Here is a 19,836-nt window from a genome sequence, read left to right as displayed (position 1 = left end):
CATGAGCGAAACGAACGAAACCCCGTTGAATCTTGATGTTCCCGAGCATCTGGAATACTCCGAGGAGCATGTCTGGGTGGACGCCTCGGTGGAACCCGCCATGGTCGGTCTGACCGAGTACGCGGTCAGCCAGCTGGGCGAACTGGTGTTCGTCGATCTGCCCGAACCCGGCATGCGCGTGGAGGCCGGCGACGAGATCGTGGAACTCGAATCGCACAAGGCCGTGCAGCCGCTGGTGTGCCCGGTGGCCGGTACGGTGCGGTACGTGAACCGCGAGGCCTCGGACGATCCGGCGATCATCACCAACGATCCGTACGGCGAGGGCTGGATCCTGAAGATCGAACTCGACGACGACGAGCCTGCGCTGCTCACCGCCGCGGAGTACGCCAAACTCGTCAAGTGATTGTCTCGCGTGCGGCGGTGAGGTTGCATCGAAACATTGTGTGGGTATAGTGAATCTATGAGTGATTCACGTCGGACATCGCCGCAGGTCCATCAACCCACGGATGATATGCCCACCGTGCCGATTCCGGCGCGGCGCGTCGTCACGACGTTCGATTCCGCCTCCAAACACGAGCGCATCGAGGCCAAGCCGCCACTGGTCCGCCTGTTCCGCCGTGCCGTGAGCACCGTCTTCAACCTGTGGATGAGGGTCTCCACACCGGTCGTCGAACAACTCGGCTGGTACGACCAGATCGAACCCTACGTCGGATACGGCACCGAAGCCTACTCCCGTCTGATCTGCCGGACTGTGTACGCCCCGGAGCACCACCGGCCCGGCGCCCGCATCCGCGGCATCTGGGGCATGCTGGCCATCCCCGCGCCCCACCGTCGCGTGCGCGTGGCCATCGACGGCACACCGCTGGAAACTGTGCAGGTCGGCACCTCCGAATCCTATGACAAACCGGATGCCAAGCGTCGGCAGACCGCCGAATACGCGGTATCCGACTCCGCCGGCTACCTCGACCTCGTCGCCGAGCATCGCCTCAGTCCCGGCATCCACCGCGTCTCCTACCGGGTCGACCGCCGCAAGCCGGTCACCGCCAACCTGTTCACCATCCCCAGTGGCTCCAAGGTCGGCATCATCTCCGACGTGGACGACACCATCATGATCACGCAGGTGCCCACGTTGTGGAAGGCCGCTTACAACGTGCTGTTCGCCAATCCGAAGAAACGCGCGTCGGTGCCCGGCATGAGCGTGCTGTTCACCAAGCTCTCCGCGCTGTTCCCGGAGGCGCCGTTCTTCTACCTGTCCACCTCGCCGTGGAACGTGGAGAGCTCGATCCGCCATTTCATCAACGACCACGGCTTCCCCGCCGGCCCGTTGCTGCTGCGGGATCTAGACCCGCGCCCCAAGACCTTCATCCCCACCGGCGTGCAGCACAAGCTCGAATTCGCCGAACAGCTCATGGGCGACTTCCCGGACATGAAATTCATCCTCATCGGCGACGACGGGCAGAAGGACCCGACCACCTACGCCACCATCGCCCGCCGGTATCCCGGCCGCGTCATCGCCATCGGCATCCGCCAGCTCTCCCCGCGCGAGGCCTCCCCACTCGGTTCGGTGGCCGGGGTCTCCGCCACTCAACCGATGCCCGTCACCGACGTCCCCGTCTTCACCGGCACCACCGGCGCGAACCTGATGAACACCATGCTCCCGTACCTCGAACGGCTCGCGTGACCGGACTCGCGGGGCGCAACGGCGGCACGGCTGCGCATATAATCGCCTGCATGATGCAAGAGCAGCAGGGTGCCGCCTCCGCGGCCGTGAACGAAACCGCGCAGACCACGCCGTCCCCGGACAACCCCGCAGCGCATGCGACCGTGGAGCACGGCGTATCGTCGCAGGACGCCGTTTCCATGCCGCCGATCGCCCGCCGCGAGTCCGCTGCGCGCACGCATCACGGCGACACATTCCTCGACCCGTACGCGTGGATGAGGGACAAGGACAGCGCCGAAGTCCGCGACTACGTAACCGCCCAGAACGCATATGGCGAACGGCGCACCGCCGCGCTCGGCCCCCTACGCGACACGCTGTTCAACGAACTGACCTCCCGCATCCAGCAGACCGACATGTCCGTGCCCACGCGCATGGACGGCTACTGGTATTTCACGCGCACGCGCGAGGGATCGCAGTATGCGGTGCAGTGTCGCCTGCCGATCCGAGGGGAGGGCGACTGGACCCCGCCCGACATCGACCCGCTGAGCGAGCCCGGATCCATGCCCGGCGAACAGGTGGTGTTTGACACGAACCGGGAAGCCGAGGGGCATGACTTCTTCCAGATCGGCGGCATGGATCTGAGCCGTGATGGCCGCTGGATGCTCTACGGCGTCGACACCCGCGGCGATGAGCGCTACGACTTCCGCATCCGGGATCTGCAGAGCGGCACGGAGCTGCCCGAGGTGCTTGAGGGCATCGCCGGCGCGTGCATTACGCCGGACGCGCAGTGGGTGTTCTACACCGTGCTCGACGACGCATGGCGGCCCTGCGCGGTGCGCCGGCACAAGGTCGGCACGCCGGTATCCGACGACGTGGAGGTGTTCCGGGAGCATGACGAGCGGTTCTGGCTCGGTGTAGGCCTGAGCTTCGACGAACGCAACATCGTCATCGGCACCGGCTCCAAAACCACCACCGAGGTGCTCATGCTGCCCGCCGACACCCCGGAGGGCGAGTTCCGCGCGTTCATCCCGCGCGAACCGGATGTCGAATATGATGTCAGCTTCGCCCGGTTTGAAGGCGCGGGGGAGGACGGCGCCGATATCCCGCTGGCGGTGGTGTACCACAACGCGTTCAATCCGAATTTCGAGATCGACGTGATCGATATGCGGTTGCATGAACCGCCGTACCGGCTCGGCGAGGGCGTATGCATCGCGCAGGGCTCGCCGTACGGGTGCGAGCAGGGGGACCGCGTCGAGCCCGGGGCTTCGGCCAAGCCGATCGGCACCGCCTACCGCAACCCCGCGAACCCGGCGATTCTGCAGGGGGCGCGGGGGCTGGGCATCGAGGGCATCGCCCTGCACCGGCACTATGTGTCGCTCAGCTACCGGGCGGACGGCATGACGCATCTGGGCGTCATGACCAAGCGGGACGCCGCCGAGGACTTCCTAGCCGGCCGCCCGTGGCGGTTCCGCGAGCTGCTGCCGCCCGCGCTCGAAGGCGATTGGGATGTCCCCGATTCCCGTGTTGCGGATTCTGCGGAAAACTCCGATTCCTTGGACTCTGACACATGTTTCACGGGATGTTTCACGCAGCGCGGTCCGTCCGATCCATCCGGGGCATCCAGTCCGTCCGATTCGGCCGACGCATCCGATTCGTCCGGTTCATCCGAGGACGGACTGCCCGATGTCACGCGACGCCTGTACACCATCGCGGCTGGCGGCAACCCGACATACGAGGCGCCGCGCATGCGCTACACGTTCTCCGGCTACACGCGCCCGGGCGAGCTGCACGAGTTCGACCCGGCCACCGGCGAGGACCTGCTGCTCAAGCGGGCGCGCGTTCTCGGCGACTTCGACCCACGCAACTATATGGAACGCCGCATGTGGATCACGGCGCGGGACGGCGAACGCATCCCCGTCTCCCTGGTCTGGCGGCGCGGCGTGGCGCTCGACCATCTCCCGATGTTCGTCACCGGCTACGGCGCGTACGAGATCAGCTCCGATCCGGGATTCTCCGTGGCCCGGCTCAGCATGCTCGACCGCGGCGTGCTCTATGCGGTGCCGCATATCCGCGGCGGCGGCGAGATGGGGCGCGCCTGGTACGAGCAGGGGCGGCGGCTGGCCAAACGCCACAGCTTTGAGGATTTCGTAGACGCGGTGGCCGCCCTGCAGGACGCGGGACTCGCCGACCCCGAGCGCACCGTGGCCGTCGGCGGGTCGGCGGGCGGCCTGCTGATGGGCGCCGTGGCGAATCTGGCCCCCGAGCGTTTCGCCGGCATCGAGGCGGATGTGCCGTTCGTGGATGCGCTGACCTCCATCCTGGACCCCTCTCTGCCGTTGACCGTCACCGAATGGGACGAATGGGGCGACCCGTTGCATGATCCGGAGGTCTACCGGTACATGAAGTCGTACACGCCGTATGAGAACGCGCCGGAATCGCCCGACGACCCGCGCGTAGCCTACTTCCCGAAGATCCTGATCACCACGTCGATGAACGATACGCGCGTGCTGGTCGTCGAGCCGCTCAAATGGATGGCGCGGCTGCAGGCGGCCGGCGTGGACGTCATCGCCAAGATCGAGGTCGAGGCGGGGCACGGAGGCACCACCGGACGGTACAAGCAGTGGAAGGAGGTCTCGTTCGAGAACGCCTGGTGTCTGCGGACCATGGGTGTGGCGTAAGGGCAGGGTGCTTTGTCCACTTGCTGAACCGTTCGGGACGGCCTGCCCGCAACCGGGGTAGTGTCGCTCACTATGAGCGAAACAACGACGAAGTATCGCATCGCCGTCATCCCCGGCGATGGCATCGGCAAGGAAGTCACCCCCTGGGCGCAGAAGGCGCTTGAACAGGCGGTGCAGGGCGCGGCGGATTTCGAATACGAGAACTTCGATCTGGGCGCCGAACGTTACCTGCGTGACGGTGCGATCCTGCCGGACGAGGAACTTGAACGCATCAAGACCACCGACGCGATCCTGCTCGGCGCGGTCGGCGACCCGCGCATCAAGGCCGGCATCCTGGAGCGTGGCCTGCTGCTGCGTCTGCGTTTCGAACTCGACCAGTACGTGAACCTGCGCCCCTCCAAGCTGTATAAGGGCGTGACCTCGCCGCTCGCCAATCCGGGCGAGATCGACTTCGTCGTGGTGCGTGAAGGCACCGAAGGCCTGTACTGCGGCGCGGGCGGCGCGGTCCGCCGCGACACCCCGGCCGAAGTGGCCACCGAGGTCTCGATCAACACCGCCTACGGCGTGGAACGCGTGGTGCGTTACGCCTTCGACCTGGCCATGAAGCGCCGCAAGCACGTGACCCTCGTGCACAAGAAGAACGTGCTCGTCAACGCGGGCGACATGTGGCAGCGCATCGTGGACCGCGTGGGCCGGGAGTACCCCGAGGTCTCGCACGACTACTGCCATATCGACGCGGCCACCATCTACATGGTCTCCGACCCCTCGCGCTTCGACGTGATCCTGACTGACAACCTCTTCGGCGACATCCTGACCGACGAGGCGGGCGCCGTGGTCGGCGGCGTCGGCTATTCGGCGTCCGGCTGCATCAACGCGTGCAACGAGTTCCCGTCCATGTTCGAGCCGATCCACGGCTCGGCGCCGGACATCGCCGGCAAGGGCATCGCCAACCCGACGGCCGCCATCCTCTCCGCCGCCATGCTGCTGCGCCACCTCGGATTCGACGAGGATGCGGCGCGCATCGACGCCGCGGTCGAAGCGGATATCGCCGAGCTCGGTTCCGCGCCGCGCAGCACCGACGAGATCGGCCGCGACATCCTGGCGCGCCTGTAACGCCACGGGACCGCCATATAAGTTTGCAATCATGCGCCGCGTGCCAATAGGGACGCGGCGCATTGTCGTATGGGTCGTATGGCTGGGCCTGTCGGGTCCGCCGATGGTACGGAACGCCGAATCGAAGTTTCTCTTGGTTGCGTACCCACCCTTGTGTGGTACCCAATTTGAAGAAACGTTTTATACTGGCTCCGTACCGTACCACGCCCGTGTGGTACGGAACAGAACGTTGAAAATAAGCCATTTGTGGGCTGAGGGCTGTGGTGTGGTACGGTACGGAGCCTCCGAAAAGGCCTCCTGTCGATTCCGTACCACGCCGCGGCCGCGGATTGCCAGGGGGTGTCATAGGTATGCGGCGTGGAGCGGTCAAGACGCCCGGCGGGAAACTCGTTGCCCTGACTGTGCAGACCGACCGATCGGGGCTGCCGGTCGCATGCCGGCTGGACGGCGACTTCTTCATCGACGGCGATGAGATGCAATCGCGCTCGCTGCTGGATGACCTCGAGCAGACATTGCTGATATGCGCTCGGGAGGCGTCTGCCGACAAGACAGGCGTGCAGGATGGGAACACGTTGCTGGTGCCCGTCGCGCGGGAACATGCGGATGTACAGGGGCGGGCTGCGCGCCCCGAGGCACACGATGATGGAGCGCGCACCGATGCCTTGGTGGATGCTGTCGATATCGTCGACTGGCGTGATCGGCTGCTGCAGGCTTGTGCGCAGCATGACGGGGTGCGGTTGGTCGGCACCGATGCTGAAGCGATGGCGTGGGCCTTGTCCCGGGCGATGGGCGTCGGTGACGAATCGGCTGCCTTTGCGGTGGGATTGAACGGCGCGGTGAACGATGCCGTCTCCGAGACGGAGATGCCGGCGGGACCTCAACTGGCGGACGTGCCGCTGAACGACATGGTGGCCGATGCCGTTGCCGAGACTGGTCCTCTGGCGGAGGCGGCGTCATACGGCTTGTGCGGTCATCGTGCCACACCTCATGCCGGCTGGCCATCTGACTGGCGCGACCGTTGGCGCAGGCTTGCGCCGGTCGTCGTTCACGATACCCCCCGCAGTCCCGCCGAACAGATGGCGATTGACGAGCAATGGGCGCGCGAGGTGGCGACGGGGGAACGGCCGGCCAGCCTGCGGTTCTGGGAATGGTCATCGCCCGCAGTGGTGGTCGGGCGGTTCCAATCGATACCCGACGAGGTTCATGTGGACGAGGCGGAACGATTGGGATTCACGGTGGTCCGCCGGTGCACGGGTGGCGGCACGATGGTGGTCCAGCCGGGAGGGGCGATCACCTATTCGCTGTACGCGCCGCGATGGTTCGTGGACGGCATGGACGCGGCGGAGGCCTACCGGTTGTGCGACAGCTGGCTGATCGACGCTCTGCGGGGGTTGGGGGTCGACGCCCGGTTCCAAGGGCTGAACGATATAGCGGTGGCTAATGACGCATGCCGCGGCACGGTGGATGGACGGGAGCCCGCGCAGTGGGGGAAAGCGGGAGGGGCGGCGCAACGGCGGTTTCCTGCGCCACAGGACAGCAACGGTCCGGGCGCGGTGCTGCATCACACCACGCTGGCGTATGAACTGGACGGCGCGCTGATGGCCAGGCTGCTGAACACATCCCCGGAGAAACTGTCCGACAAGGCCGTCCGTTCGGCGTCCAAGCGGGTGACGCCGCTGTGCCTGCAGCCCTCGCTGCAAGGCATGGGGCGGGACGGCCTGATCCGTGCCTTGTCCAGGTCCTTAGGGCAGTTCCTTTCCATTAACAGCTAACCCGTCCGTCAACTTCTCAACGGTTGACCTATGCGCGTAGATTGGCCATTTTTCGCAGTTTTTTCCACAGTCGAGGATGGCGGTCGTGCCTGTCCTTCTGTCCGCGGCTTTTCCGACTGTTGACCAATGTACGTGGGTGGGGTGGGCGGATGGGGCTACAATATTGGGCGAGGCGAATGAGGACAACCGTCGCCGGCGTACCAGGGCTGATCGTGAGCCGGCACAGTAACGGGCAGGAGGATCGACTGGCAATGGCGACACCGAACGCGATTCCCAATGACGAGAACACGTTATTGCATACGGCGTTGTTCAAACAGGTCTCTCCGGAACAGGCGGAGGAGTTGCTGCCCGCGCTTCGTGAATCGGTATATGACAAGGGCGAGCACATCTTCACGCAGGGGGATACCGATCATCGTATGGGGTTGTTGGAGAAGGGACGTGTGAAGCTGACGCGCGAGTCCAATGACGGTCGAGTGCAGCTGCTGAGCATCCATGCGCGCGGCGAGGTGCTGGGTGAGATCCCGGTGTTCGACCCGAACGGCGGTCCGCGAACCGCCTCCGCGGTGGCGATGGTGAACGGCACCCGCGTGGTATGGCTGGAACACGACGCGTTGTTCGCGTGGCTGGACAGATACCCGCGTGTGGCCGTAGACATGTTGCAGGTGTTGGCGAACCGGATGCGCAGCAACAACGAGCGCATCACCGACCTGGTGTTCATGGACGTACCCGCCCGTTTGGCCAAGACGTTGCTGGATCTGGCCTCGCGGTTCGGCGAGCCGGTGGAGGCCGGTCTGAAGGTGCCGCACGATCTGACACAGGAGGAGCTGGCCCAGCTGGTCGGCTCGTCCCGGGAGACCGTGAACAAGGCGTTGATGGATTTCTCGAACCGTGGGTGGATCGCGCGTGAGGGGCGGTCGATCGTCATCTACCAGCCGGGTATGCTGATTCGTCGTTCGCGCCGGTAACCGGTTCGGCTGGTGGTCGCCCTGTGGCGGACCCGGTCCGATGCCCAGCGCAATCGGCGACGAGCCGGCGACCGGGGCGCCGGTATGGCGCGTTCGGGGCAGTGGGGGATCCGCCCCGGTCCAGATGCCGCCGCGCATGTCAGATTCGTTGGTCTGTTTTCAGCCATTTTCCAGACATTTCCGGCCAGTTGTGATGAAATGGCAACGGACGTGGACGGGGCGGGGCGAGGTAGAGGGACCTCTTTAGAATGGGCACCATGCCGAAGAAGAAATCAATGACCATCCGTCGTGCCCTCTCGCTGGTGCTCGCCTATATCGTGCTGTGCGTCACCGGCGGCGTTGTGGCGAGCCTGCTGTTCGTGCCGGCCGTGTTCGGCGCCAACACCGTGGCGAAGGCCGTGATTCCTTCCCTGCAGGTGGAAGGGATTGATTTCGATGTGACGAGCCTGCCGCAGCAGTCGCGCATGTATGCGTCGGACGGTTCGCTGATCGCCACGTTCTATTCGCAGAACCGTGTTGTGGTGCCGATCAAGGACGTGTCCGAATACATGCAGAAGGCGATTGTGGCCCGTGAGGACCGCCGCTTCTTCGAGCATTCCGGCGTTGACGTGCAGGGCGTCATGCGCGCGTTCATACAGACGTATGTGCTCAAGCGCGATATGCAGGGCGGTTCGTCGCTGACCCAGCAGTACGTCAAGAACGTGCTGATGGTGCAGGCGCGCGAGGACAACGATCCGATCGCGGAATACCATGCGCAGGAGAGCACGATCGCCCGTAAGCTACGCGAGATGCTGATCGCCGTGCAGATGGAGAAGATGTACTCCAAGCCGGAGATCCTGCAGGGCTATCTGAACATCGCCCAGTTCGGATCCAACAATCTGTATGGCGTGGAGACCGCGGCGCAGCGGTACTTCAACGTGCACGCCAAGGATCTGAACCTGGTGCAGTCGGCCACCATCGCCGCCATCACCAAGAATCCCGCGGGCCTGGATCCCTCGATTCCCGAGAACCAGGAGGACTCGGAGAATGAGCGAAACATCGTGCTCAAGCTCATGCTGGACCAGGGCCTGATCGAGCAGGCCGAGTATGACGAGGCGGTGAACATCCCGCTGGTGGATACGCTCAATATCCAATCGGTGAACCAGGGCTGCCAGTCGGCCGGCAACGCGGCGTTCTTCTGCTCGTACGTGACCACCAAGATCCTCAACTCCGAGGAGTTCGGCGAAACCGAGGCGGACCGCCAGAAGCTGCTGAACGAAGGCGGCCTGGACATCTACACCACCATGGACGTGAACGCCAACAACGCGGCCATGCAGGCGGCGAACGACACAATCCCGGCTTCCGATCCCTCCGGTCTGGAGGTCATGATCGCGGCCATCAAGCCCGGCACCGGCGAGGTGCTCGGCTTCGGCATCAACCGCACGTATGACGCCACCGACGCGGCGGCCAACGACCAGACCAAGACCTCGATGAACTACATGGTTGACCAGGTCGACGGCGGCGGCTGGGGCGTGCAGGTCGGCTCCACCTGGAAGCCGATCAACATGGTGGCCTGGATGCAGCAGGGCCGTTCGATCAACGAAAGACTGCGCACGTCCACGTCGTACCCGCTGAGCAACTTCAACTGCAACAACTACTCGTTCACCGGCACCTGGAAGGTCGAGAACTCCGGTGGCGGCACCGTGAACCCGGAGACCCCGCTGCAGGGCCTGATCCGTTCGCACAACACCACGCAGGCGTCCATGGCCTCGCAGATCGGGCTGTGCGCGATCGCCGACGCGGCCACCGCCCTCGGGTACCACAATGCACCGTCGTCCGCCATGGACGTGTATTCGAGCAACTCGTTCAACGCCCCGATGACCATCGGTGCCGTGCAGGCGTCCCCGCTGACCATGGCCAACGTCTACGCCACCCTGGGGGCGAACGGCGTGGCCTGCACGCCGATCGCCATGACCCGCGTGACCGACAAGAACGGCGACGAGATCGACGTCCCGCAGGCCGACTGCCATCAGGCTATCGATTCGGAGATCGCGCAGACCACCGCGTACGCGCTCAACCAAGGTGTCGTGACCGCCGGAGGCGAGGCCGCGACGACCCAGCTGGACAACGGGCGCAAGACCTTCGCCAAAACCGGAACGAACGAGAACACGTACATGCTGACCGCCGGTTTCGTGCCGAATGTGGTGTCTGCGTTCGTGGCCGTCGGTGACGCGCAGGATCCGCTCAACAACACCTTCGACAACAAGACCATCAACGGCGTGTATCGCTCCGAATGGTTCGGCATGTACATCGCCACCCCGGCGTGGAAGCAGTTCATGAATACATATCTGAACGCCATCAACGCCCCGATCGACAATAACTATGGCAATCCGGCGCAAAAGTACCTGACCGCTTCGGGGGTGCAGTCCACCACGAACAACCAAAACAACCAGAGCAACCAGACCACGCAGAACGGACAACAGGCGCAGAACCAGAACCAGGAGGGCCAGTAGCCCCGCCCTGCGGCCGTGGTAGCGCACGGTTCGGGTTACGTAGTTTGGAACGCCCGCCGACATTCGGCGGGCGTTCCGCATATCCCCGCATACAATAGGTGACATCATCGCACAAGGGAGGCAGGATGATGCAGGACGATCTGACCCATGACAACTTCGACTTCCGCGGCTTCTCCAAGGAGAACCGCCACGAGACCGAGCTGATTCGCGACGAGGAGGAACGCTCGTCGAAGAAGCCCGCCAAGGCGGGCAAAGCCGGCAAGAACAAGGCCGGCAAGAACGCCAAGGATGCCGGCCGGGAGCGCAAGGCCGAGAAGGCTGGGAAGGCGGAGAAGAAGGCCGCCGCGTCGGCCAAGCCGCAGGGCAAGCGCCCGCTGCTGTTCACACCGATGCAGCTGCGTGGCCTGACCGTGCGCAATCGCGTGTGGCTGCCCCCGATGGACATGTATTCGGCGTACGCCCGGGACGGCAAACCGACGCCGTTCCACTACCAGCATTACGTGTCTCGCGCTCTCGGCGGCTTCGGCCTGATCATTGCCGAGGCCACCGCCGTATGCCCCGAAGGACGCATCAGCCCCAAGGACGTGGGCCTGTGGGAGGATTCGCAGATCGAGGCCTGGCGTTGGATCGTGCAGGGCGTCAGGGATGCGGGCGCGGCCATGGCCGTGCAGCTCAACCACGCCGGGCGCAAGGGGTCCACGGGCTGCTTCGGCGTCGGCCATGACGGTGCAAGCGTGCCGGTTGAGGAGGGCGGATGGCAGACCGTGGCGCCCAGCTCCAACGCCTATGGCGCCTATGCCGCGCCGCGTGAACTGAGCGTGGATGAGATCCATGCGATTGTGGGCCAGTTCGCCGCAGCCGCCGGTCGCGCGGTGGCCGCCGGGTTCCAGGCCGTTGAGATCCACGCCGCGCACGGGTATCTGATCTCGCAGTTCCTCGATCCGCTGATCAACGAGCGTACCGATGAGTACGGCGGCGACCTGAACGGACGCATGCGGTTCCTGGTGGAGATCGTGGACGCGGTCCGTGCCACGATCCCGCAGGACATGCCGTTGCTGGTGCGCATCTCCGCCACGGACTGGGCGGCCGGCGGCTGGGATCTGGGTCAGACGATCGCGGCGTCGCGTGTGCTGAAGGATCACGGTGTGGATCTGGTCGATGTCTCGACCGGCGGCATTGTGCCGGATGTCACGATTCCGGTCAAGCCGAACTATCAGGTGCCGTTCGCGGCCCAGGTGCGCGCCCAGGCCGGTGTGCCGACCACGGCGGTGGGGTTGATCACCAAGCCGAAGCAGGCCGAGAAGATCCTGCGGGCGGAACAGGCCGACGCCATTGAGATCGGACGCGCCGCGCTGCGCGATCCCGCATGGCCGATGCGCGCCGCCCACAAGCTGGGTCTCGCTCCGGCCGATCTGCCGTATCCGGACCAGTACGTCCGCGGCGCCTACTGACGTGCTGCGCCGCGGATGTTGGTGCTTCGGTTTCAGGCGTCGACGCCCACGGCCTCGGAGACATGCTCGAAGCCGTCGCGCTTGAGCAGGCTGGCCAGGCCGCGCTTGAGCACGGTGATCTGCTGCGGGCCGCGGTACATCAGCGAGCTGATGAACATGACCAGGCTGGCGCCGCTGCGGATCTTGGCGTAGGCCTGCTCCGGGGTGAACACGCCGCCGATGCCGGCGATGGCGAACCTGTCGCCGAACTCGCGGTAGGCGCGGCGGACCAGCTCGTTGCTGGCACGGTAGGTCGGACCGCCGGACAGGCCGCCCTCCCAATCGCGGGGGATCTCCAGCCCGGTGCGGTCCTTCTGCAGGTTGGCGATGCTGACACCCTGCACGTTGTGCTCGGCCAGCACGGCCAGCAGGTCGCGGAACTCCTCCCAGCTTTTGTTCAACGGCATCTTGACCAGCGTGGGCTGCGGACGGTCCACCGTGTCCAGCACGGAGAACAGGCGGTCGAGGTTCTCGGGGCTTTCGGTGAACGGCTCGCCGGCGCGGGTGTTGGGGCAGGAGACGTTGATCTCCACCATGGCGCTGCGGCCGGCCGCCCGTTCCAGCGAGATGCGGTAGTCCTCGATGCCCTCGTCGATGTCCCCGGCCAGATCGTCATTGGTGCGGGCGATGGAGACGGAGACCTGCAGGGACCGGGCCTTGGTCCAGGCCTGCTCGGCGCGGGCGATCACTTTGTCGCTGCCGTCGTTGGCCAGACCCACGTGCACCATCATTGAATCGTATTCGGGCAGGCGGTGGAACCACGGCTTCGGATTGCCGGCGCAGGGGCGGGAGGTGGTCGAGCCGACGGTTTCGAACCCGAAACCGGCGTTGTCCATCAGCACCGGCATATCGCAGTTCTTGTCCAAGCCGGCGGACAGGCCGAACGGGTTGGCGAAGTCCACGCCCATCACCGAGGTTTCGAGCACCGGGTCGGTGTAGTTCAGCATCTCGCGCAGCAGCCACATCAGTGGCGGGATGTTGCCGGTGACGCGGCAGAACTCGATCATTTGGTCGTGCGCCACGTCCGGGGTGTGGTTGAACACGAAGTTCGGTTTGACGATGTGCTTGTAACCGAACGTGAACAGGTCGGTGGTGGCTTTGTTGACGGCGTCGTGCCAGAAGCTCTCGGAAACGTAGGTCATGCATCCATTGTGTCACTGGCGGTGGGCATGCGGCGTCGAACCGGATGCGGAAACCGGGCGTGTCGGGGCGGAATGGATGACCGTCCGGTTGCGGTGTCCGGGATCAGGCCGCTCCGGATCGACTTGTTGCGCGAAAAACGCCAAGAGCCGGCATACGAGGGTGCCGCGCTTGTGCAGCCGAAACGAATGTTCGATTTTGGTTGATTTTTCGGTATTTGTGATAACTTCGGCGTGTCGTGATGTGATTTTTGCGGTCAAAAGTTGTTGTTTTGGGTGAAGATGTGCGATAATGTTCATATGATTTCATCGCAACGACAGCATCTGATCCTGAGCCGGTTGCGCACCAGAGGCGCCGTGCGCATCACCGCGCTATCCAAGGAGCTGGGTGTCTCCGCGATGACCATTCGCCGTGATATCGCCGAACTCGCCGACAAGGGGCTGCTCAAACGTGTGCATGGAGGCGCCGTGACCACCAGCACCCTGCTCAGCGAGCCGCTGTTCTCCGTCAAGTCGCAGATGGATGTCGGCCTCAAGGACGCCATCGCACGGGAGGCGGTCGCCTATGTGGCCCCGGGCGACGTCATCGCCATCGGCGGCGGCACCACGGCGTATGTCTTCGCACAGCACCTGCTCGAATCGCAACAGGCCAGCGGCATCACCATCCTGACCAACTCCATCCCGGTCGCCGAGCTCGTGCAGGCGCTGGAATCCAAGGACGTCGAGGTCATCGTCACCGGCGGCGTCATCACCCGCTCGAACTCGTTGGTCGGGCCCATCGCGGACAAGGTCATCGCCTCCCTGCGCGTGAACACCGTGTTCCTGGGCACCCACTCGGTATCCGTACCGCGCGGCTTCCTGATGCCGAACTCGCTGGAGGCCGCTACCGACATGGCCATGATGGACATCGCCGACCGCACCATCATCCTGACCGACCACACCAAGTGGAGCAGCACCTCCCTCTCGCTGTTCGCGCGCTTCGACCAGGTGGACACGGTCATCACCGACGATGGGCTCGACCCCGACTCCGTCGTCAAAACCAGAGATTTGGTAAAAGAACTCGTTCTGGCCCATCAGAGCGATTCCACCGAGGAAAGTGAGTGATCACCATGAGTGAATACGCGAATTACACTCCCGGTCCCTACGCCGCGGAGAACATTCGCATCACGCCGACCACGCTGGCGGACGGTCGTGATTTCTTCTATCTGGACGATGATCCGGAATACGTGAGCGGTGCGAAGACGCGTGAGCTCAACGATCCGCGTCAGCTGGCGTACCGTTTCGCCAACCAGCTGAACGCGGCCGGCGAGGAGGTGCCGTACGCGGCCCCGGAGATGCGCCGCGACCCGCTGACCGGCGACTGGATCCCGATGGCCACCGCCCGCATGAACCGTCCGATCACCGCCGGCCCCGGCGCCACCGCCAAGGGTAACCCGCTCGCCGCGCGCAAGCCGGGCGACCCGTACCAGGACGGCGAGGTGCCGGATACCGACTACAACGTGGTGGTGTTCGAGAACCGCTTCCCCTCGATGGTGCGCGTGCCCGGCCGTTCCGACGCCGTGGAATACGTGGACGGCAACCCGCTGTGGGAGAAGAAGATGGCCGCCGGCCGTTGCGAGGTCATCTGCTTCGACCCCGATGAGGACGGCCTGCCCGCCAACCTGCCGGTCAAGCGCCTGCGCACCGTGGTGGAGGCCTGGGCCTTCCGCACCGCCGAAATCTCCACGATGGAGGGCATCGAACAGGTCTTCCCGTTCGAGAACCACGGCCAGGAGATCGGCGTCTCGCTGGCCCACCCGCATGGCCAGGTGTACTGCTACCCGTTCATCGCCCCGAAGATGGAGGCCGAGCTGCAGCACACCGAAGCCTACTTCGAGAAGACCGGCGGCAACCTCCTGAAGGACATCATGAACGCCGAGATCGAGGCCAAGGAGCGCATCGTGCTGCGCAACCACAGCTGGGTGGCCTACGTGCCGGCCGCCGCCCGCTGGCCTCTGGAGGTGCATGTGGCCCCGGTGCGCGACGTGCTCACCCTGGATCAGCTGGACGACCAGGAGCGCTGGGATCTGGCCGAGATGTACTCCGCCCTCCTCAAGCGCGGCAACGCGTTCTTCGACAAGGGCGACGGCCTGGGTATGGACCTGCCGTACATCGCCGCCTGGCACCAGGCCCCGATCCACGACGCCCGCCGCGAGCACTACCGCCTGAACCTGCAGTTCTTCTCGTTCCGCCGCGCCGCCAACAAGATCAAGTACCTGGCCGGCTCCGAATCCGGCATGGCCGCCTGGATCTCCGACACCACCCCCGAACTCATCGCCCAGCGCTTCCATGAGCTCGGCCCGATCGACATCGCCGACTGAGCCGCGGGCAAACACGAGTGAAAAGGAACAATCCCCATGTCTTCCGTTGAATTCATCGAACCGATCAGCCATGACGACGGCGTCGCCCGGGCCACCGAACTGTTCAGCGCCACCTTCGGCGAGGAGCCGGCCGGTGTGTGGGCCGCGCCGGGCCGCGTGAACCTGATCGGCGAACACACCGACTACAACGCGGGCCTGTGCCTGCCGATCGCGCTGCCGCACCGCACCTTCCTGGCCCTGAAGCCGCGCGAGGACACCGCGGTCCGCCTCGTCTCCGACGTGAACCCGACCGCCGTGGCTGAAACCGAACTCGACGGCCTCAAGGCCCGCGGCGTGGACGGCTGGGCCGCCTATCCGACCGGTGTGGCCTGGGCCATGCGCGAGGCCGGATTCGACCAGGTGCGCGGTTTCGACGCCGCGTTCGTCTCCTGCGTGCCGCTCGGCTCCGGCCTGAGCTCGTCCGCCGCCATGACCTGCTCCACCGCGCTCGCGCTGGATGACGTGTACGGTCTGGGCTACGGGGCCACCGACGAGGGGCGCGTCACGCTGATTAATATGGCTATCAAATCGGAGAACGATATGGCCGGCGCCTCCACCGGCGGCCTGGACCAGAACGCCTCGATGCGGTGCACCGCCGGCCACGCGATCCGCCTGGACTGCATGCCGGGCCTGAGCGCCGTGGACAGCGTCTCCCAGCAGGAGTTCGACCTGGACAAGTACGGCCTGGAACTGCTGGTGGTCGACACCCAAGCGCACCACCAGCTCAACGACGGCCAGTACGAGCAGCGCCGCCGCACCTGCGAGCAGGCCGCGGAACTGCTCGGCTACGAACATCTGCGCGCCGCGGCCGAGGCGGTCGCCTACTCCACCGATCCGGAAGGTTCGCTCGCTGCGCTGCTCAACTGCCTGAACGATGAGACGATGAAGAAGCGTGTGCGTCACGTCATCACCGAGATCGGCCGCGTGGATGAGTTCGTCAAGGCATTCGCCGCCGGCGACATCGCCGAGTCCGGTCGCCTGTTCAACGCCTCGCACGATTCGCTGCGCGACGACTACGAGGTCACCGTGCCCGAGCTCGACGTGGCCGTGGACGTGGCCCGCGCCAACGGCGCATACGGCGCACGTATGACCGGCGGCGGCTTCGGTGGCTCGATCATCGCCCTGGTGGACAAGGGTCGCAGTCAGGAGGTGGCGCAGCTGATCGCCGACGAGTTCGAGGCCCGAGGCTTCCATGCGCCGCGCGCGCTCGCCGCGGTCGCCTCCGCCTCCGCCAGCCGCGAGGCCTGAACTCCACGCCGGTATCCCGAGGAGTCCACGGTTTTCCGCCGAAACCTGCGACTGGGGAAGGACCTGCTACGGCCCTTCCCCGGTCGCTTTCGTATGCGCTGAAGGCTGTGTCCGTGGCTGAGCCTGCGACTGTGATTGTGTATCGTCAGGGTCTGCGCTTGTGCCCAAACCTGTGTCTGCGGCGATATGGGTTGTGCCCGTCGTGTTGGTGGTCGTTGGGTGGTATTCTATGTATTACGTGTATTACAGCACTACATGGGGGTGATTGCGGTGACTATGGCGATGGTGACGGCCCGCGTGGATGCGGAGCGCAAGCGTGAGGCGGAGATGGTGCTCAAGCGGCACGGTCTGACGTATTCCGACGTGATTCGCGATCTGACGAATTACCTGGCGGATACCGGGGAGCTACCGGAATTCGAGCGGATTACGTTGGATTTGGTGCGCAGACGGGAGATGGAACGCAAGCTGGCGATCATCGAGATGTTCGCTAATGCCGAGCTGCCCGCAGTAGAGGGCGATTGGTCTGATGAGGAAATCGTCGAACAAGAACGTCTGCGCAAGGCGGGTGAACCATGGTGAGGTTGTTGTTCGACACCAATATTCTGTTGGACCTGTGCAATGTGAACAGGGTGCCGTTCCATCAGGATGCTCTGGATTTGCTGACCCGTTGCGTGCGCAGAGGGGATGCGGAGATGTTGGTGTGCGTCGCATCGCTCAACGACGTGTATTACGTGTTACGTCGCCATTACGGCAGTGAGGAACAGGCGCGGCGGTATGTGGGTGAGCTGATGGAGCTGTTCGATGTGCGGCCGCTGTTGCCTCGGCATGCGCGACGTTCATTGGCTTCGGACGAGCCGGATTTCGAGGATGGTCTGATTCGCGCTGTGGCCGAAGACTCCGGGGTTGATACCATCGTGTCCCGCGACAGAGCGGCGTTTGCGGGTTCGTCCATTCCCCGCAAAACCGCGAGGGAGTGTCTGGAGGCGATGCTGTAGCGTTGTCTTCGGCTTGACGGCGGCAGTCCCTATACTGGGGACATCCAATCAAACGGCATCTCGCAAGAACAGGGAGACCATCGCATGAACAAGGCCATCATCACCGTCGTCGGCCAGGACACCGTCGGCATCATCGCCCGCGTCTGCACGTATCTGGCCGAGCACCATGTCAACGTGCTCGACATCTCGCAGACCATCATCGACGGCTTCTTCAACATGATGATGATCGTCGACTATGCGAACGTCGACACCGAATTCGGCACGATGGTCACCGACCTGGATGCGCTCGGCGAGCAGATCGGCGTCAAGATCCGCTGCCAGCGCGAGGAGATCTTCACCAAGATGCACCGCGTCTGACGGCTGTCCGGCCCGGCAGTTCGCCACGCACCCATCCAATCCGAAGATCGCACCGAAGGGAACATGCACATGCTGAACATCATGGAGGTCCACGAGACCAATCAGATGATCGAGCAGGAGAAGCTCGACGTCCGCACCATCACGATGGGCATCTCGCTGCTCGACTGCGCCGACGCCGACGTGGACGTGGTCGCCGAGAACATCTACCGCAAGATCACCACCTACGCCAAGGATCTGGTCGCCACCGGCGAGGCCATCGAACGCGACTACGGCATCCCGATCGTCAACAAGCGCATCACCGTCACCCCGATCTCGCTCGTCGGCGCCAGCGCCTGCAAGTCCTCCGAGGACTTCGTCAAACTCGCGCACGCGCTCGACCGCGCGGCCAAGCAGGTCGGTGTGGACCTGATCGGCGGCTACTCGGCGCTCGTCTCCAAATCCATGACTCCGGCCGAGGAGATGCTCATCCGCTCGCTGCCGCAGGCGTTGAGCGAAACCGACATCGTCTGCTCGTCGGTCAACGTCGGTTCCACCAAAACCGGCATCGACATGAACGCCGTCGAACTGCTCGGCCATATCATCAAGGACATCGCCTACAACACGCGCGACAATGACAGCTACGGCTGCGTCAAGTTCGTGGCGTTCTGCAACGCTCCGGACGACAATCCGTTCATGGCCGGCGGCTTCCACGGCGTCACCGAGGGCGACGCGGTCATCAACGTCGGCGTCTCCGGCCCCGGTGTGGTCTCCCGCGCGCTCGACGAGGCCAAGGGCCGCGACTTCGAGTTCCTGTGCGAGACGATCAAGCGCACCGCGTTCAAGATCACGCGCGTCGGCCAGCTTGTGGCGCAGGAGGCGTCGCGCCGGCTCGGCATCCCGTTCGGCATCATCGACCTGTCGCTGGCACCCACCCCGGCCGTCGGCGATTCAGTCGGCGAGGTGCTGGAGAAGATCGGCCTGGAGCAGGTCGGCGCCCCCGGCACCACCGCGGCGCTCGCGATGCTCAACGACCAGGTCAAGAAGGGCGGCATCATGGCGTCCTCGTACGTGGGCGGCCTGTCGGGCGCGTTCATTCCGGTCTCCGAGGACAAGAACATGATCGATGCGGCCGGCGCCGGGTGCCTCACCATCGAGAAGCTTGAAGCCATGACCTGCGTGTGCTCGGTCGGTCTGGACATGATCGCCATCCCCGGCGACACCACTGCGGCCACGATCTCCGGCATCATCGCCGATGAGGCGGCCATCGGCATGGTCAACCAGAAGACCACGGCCGTGCGCATCATCCCGGTGTACGGCAAGGGCGTGGGCGATTCGGCGGAATTCGGCGGCCTGATGGGCTACGCGCCGATTATGCCGGTCAACCAGACCAGCTGCGAGGCCTTCGTGACCCGCGGCGGCCGCATCCCCGCGCCGATCCACAGCTTCAAGAACTAGTCTGCAACGGCGGCGGCTCCCTCCGATTCAGGGCGGCGCCGTCCACAATCGCTGTCCAGCCCCCTCCAATGTGAACCGCACCCCGATTGTTGGA

General features: G+C 64.7%; 17 protein-coding genes. 15 read left to right on the top strand and 2 right to left on the bottom strand.

The window, feature by feature from the left end; genetic code table 11:
* Position 1: 1 nt before the first annotated feature.
* From gcvH to B4C31_RS02765, 8 genes are all read left to right on the top strand, one after another.
* Positions 2 to 403, top strand: a complete 402-nt coding sequence (gcvH, locus tag B4C31_RS02800) for a glycine cleavage system protein GcvH (RefSeq protein WP_291531249.1) — start codon at positions 2 to 4, stop codon at positions 401 to 403.
* A gap of 57 nt (positions 404 to 460) precedes the next feature.
* Positions 461 to 1,681, top strand: coding sequence for an App1 family protein (locus B4C31_RS02795; protein ID WP_291531248.1), 1,221 nt, complete (start codon positions 461 to 463; stop codon positions 1,679 to 1,681).
* 179 nt (positions 1,682 to 1,860) lie between these two features.
* Complete coding sequence (locus B4C31_RS02790) at positions 1,861 to 4,338, top strand: S9 family peptidase (RefSeq protein WP_291531263.1); 2,478 nt, start codon at positions 1,861 to 1,863, stop codon at positions 4,336 to 4,338.
* 72 nt (positions 4,339 to 4,410) lie between these two features.
* Entirely contained in the window at positions 4,411 to 5,451 is a 1,041-nt protein-coding gene (locus B4C31_RS02785) for a 3-isopropylmalate dehydrogenase (protein ID WP_288438883.1), read from the top strand.
* A 350-nt stretch (positions 5,452 to 5,801) separates the two neighbouring features.
* On the top strand, positions 5,802 to 7,223 hold the full coding sequence (locus B4C31_RS02780; RefSeq protein WP_291531247.1) for a lipoate--protein ligase family protein: 1,422 nt from the start codon (positions 5,802 to 5,804) through the stop codon (positions 7,221 to 7,223).
* 251 nt (positions 7,224 to 7,474) lie between these two features.
* A complete protein-coding gene (locus B4C31_RS02775) occupies positions 7,475 to 8,188 on the top strand; it encodes a Crp/Fnr family transcriptional regulator (protein ID WP_346015832.1) in 714 nt (237 codons plus the stop codon).
* A 257-nt stretch (positions 8,189 to 8,445) separates the two neighbouring features.
* On the top strand, positions 8,446 to 10,680 hold the full coding sequence (locus B4C31_RS02770) for a transglycosylase domain-containing protein (protein ID WP_291531246.1): 2,235 nt from the start codon (positions 8,446 to 8,448) through the stop codon (positions 10,678 to 10,680).
* 125 nt (positions 10,681 to 10,805) lie between these two features.
* Positions 10,806 to 12,131, top strand: coding sequence for an NADH:flavin oxidoreductase/NADH oxidase (locus B4C31_RS02765; protein ID WP_291531245.1), 1,326 nt, complete (start codon positions 10,806 to 10,808; stop codon positions 12,129 to 12,131).
* Between the two features lie 32 nt (positions 12,132 to 12,163).
* Here B4C31_RS02765 and B4C31_RS02760 read toward each other — a convergent pair whose 3' ends face one another.
* The gene (locus B4C31_RS02760) at positions 12,164 to 13,312 is read right to left on the bottom strand and encodes a quinone-dependent dihydroorotate dehydrogenase (protein WP_289067784.1); all 1,149 of its coding nucleotides are present in this window, start codon (positions 13,310 to 13,312) and stop codon (positions 12,164 to 12,166) included.
* Between the two features lie 12 nt (positions 13,313 to 13,324).
* Positions 13,325 to 13,609, bottom strand: coding sequence for a hypothetical protein (locus B4C31_RS02755; protein WP_291531244.1), 285 nt, complete (start codon positions 13,607 to 13,609; stop codon positions 13,325 to 13,327).
* Here B4C31_RS02755 and B4C31_RS02750 point away from each other — a divergent pair, their 5' ends adjacent.
* The 7 genes from B4C31_RS02750 to B4C31_RS02720 all read left to right on the top strand — a co-directional run bounded on the left by B4C31_RS02750 (position 13,610) and on the right by B4C31_RS02720 (position 19,742).
* Complete coding sequence (locus B4C31_RS02750) at positions 13,610 to 14,413, top strand: DeoR/GlpR family DNA-binding transcription regulator (protein WP_288438888.1); 804 nt, start codon at positions 13,610 to 13,612, stop codon at positions 14,411 to 14,413.
* A gap of 5 nt (positions 14,414 to 14,418) precedes the next feature.
* Positions 14,419 to 15,669 carry a galactose-1-phosphate uridylyltransferase gene (gene galT, locus B4C31_RS02745; protein ID WP_291531262.1) on the top strand — a complete coding sequence of 417 codons (1,251 nt, stop codon included), beginning with the start codon at positions 14,419 to 14,421 and terminating at the stop codon, positions 15,667 to 15,669.
* Positions 15,670 to 15,705: 36 nt separating this feature from the next.
* Positions 15,706 to 16,956 carry a galactokinase gene (galK, locus tag B4C31_RS02740; protein ID WP_291531243.1) on the top strand — a complete coding sequence of 417 codons (1,251 nt, stop codon included), beginning with the start codon at positions 15,706 to 15,708 and terminating at the stop codon, positions 16,954 to 16,956.
* Positions 16,957 to 17,232: 276 nt separating this feature from the next.
* Complete coding sequence (locus tag B4C31_RS02735; protein ID WP_204386890.1) at positions 17,233 to 17,535, top strand: type II toxin-antitoxin system RelB/DinJ family antitoxin; 303 nt, start codon at positions 17,233 to 17,235, stop codon at positions 17,533 to 17,535.
* The gene (locus B4C31_RS02730) at positions 17,532 to 17,951 is read left to right on the top strand and encodes a PIN domain-containing protein (protein ID WP_204386922.1); all 420 of its coding nucleotides are present in this window, start codon (positions 17,532 to 17,534) and stop codon (positions 17,949 to 17,951) included. Before B4C31_RS02735 ends, B4C31_RS02730 begins: the two co-directional genes overlap by 4 nt.
* An 84-nt stretch (positions 17,952 to 18,035) precedes the next feature.
* Positions 18,036 to 18,308, top strand: coding sequence for an ACT domain-containing protein (locus B4C31_RS02725; RefSeq protein WP_033506682.1), 273 nt, complete (start codon positions 18,036 to 18,038; stop codon positions 18,306 to 18,308).
* Between the two features lie 69 nt (positions 18,309 to 18,377).
* A complete protein-coding gene (locus B4C31_RS02720) occupies positions 18,378 to 19,742 on the top strand; it encodes a PFL family protein (protein WP_291531242.1) in 1,365 nt (454 codons plus the stop codon).
* Positions 19,743 to 19,836 lie beyond the last annotated feature (94 nt).

It is taken from the genome of Bifidobacterium sp. UBA4282 (assembly GCF_002394995.1).
GTDB classification, from domain to species: domain Bacteria; phylum Actinomycetota; class Actinomycetes; order Actinomycetales; family Bifidobacteriaceae; genus Bifidobacterium; species Bifidobacterium pullorum_B.
This window is presented reverse-complemented; position numbering and strand designations above follow the sequence as displayed.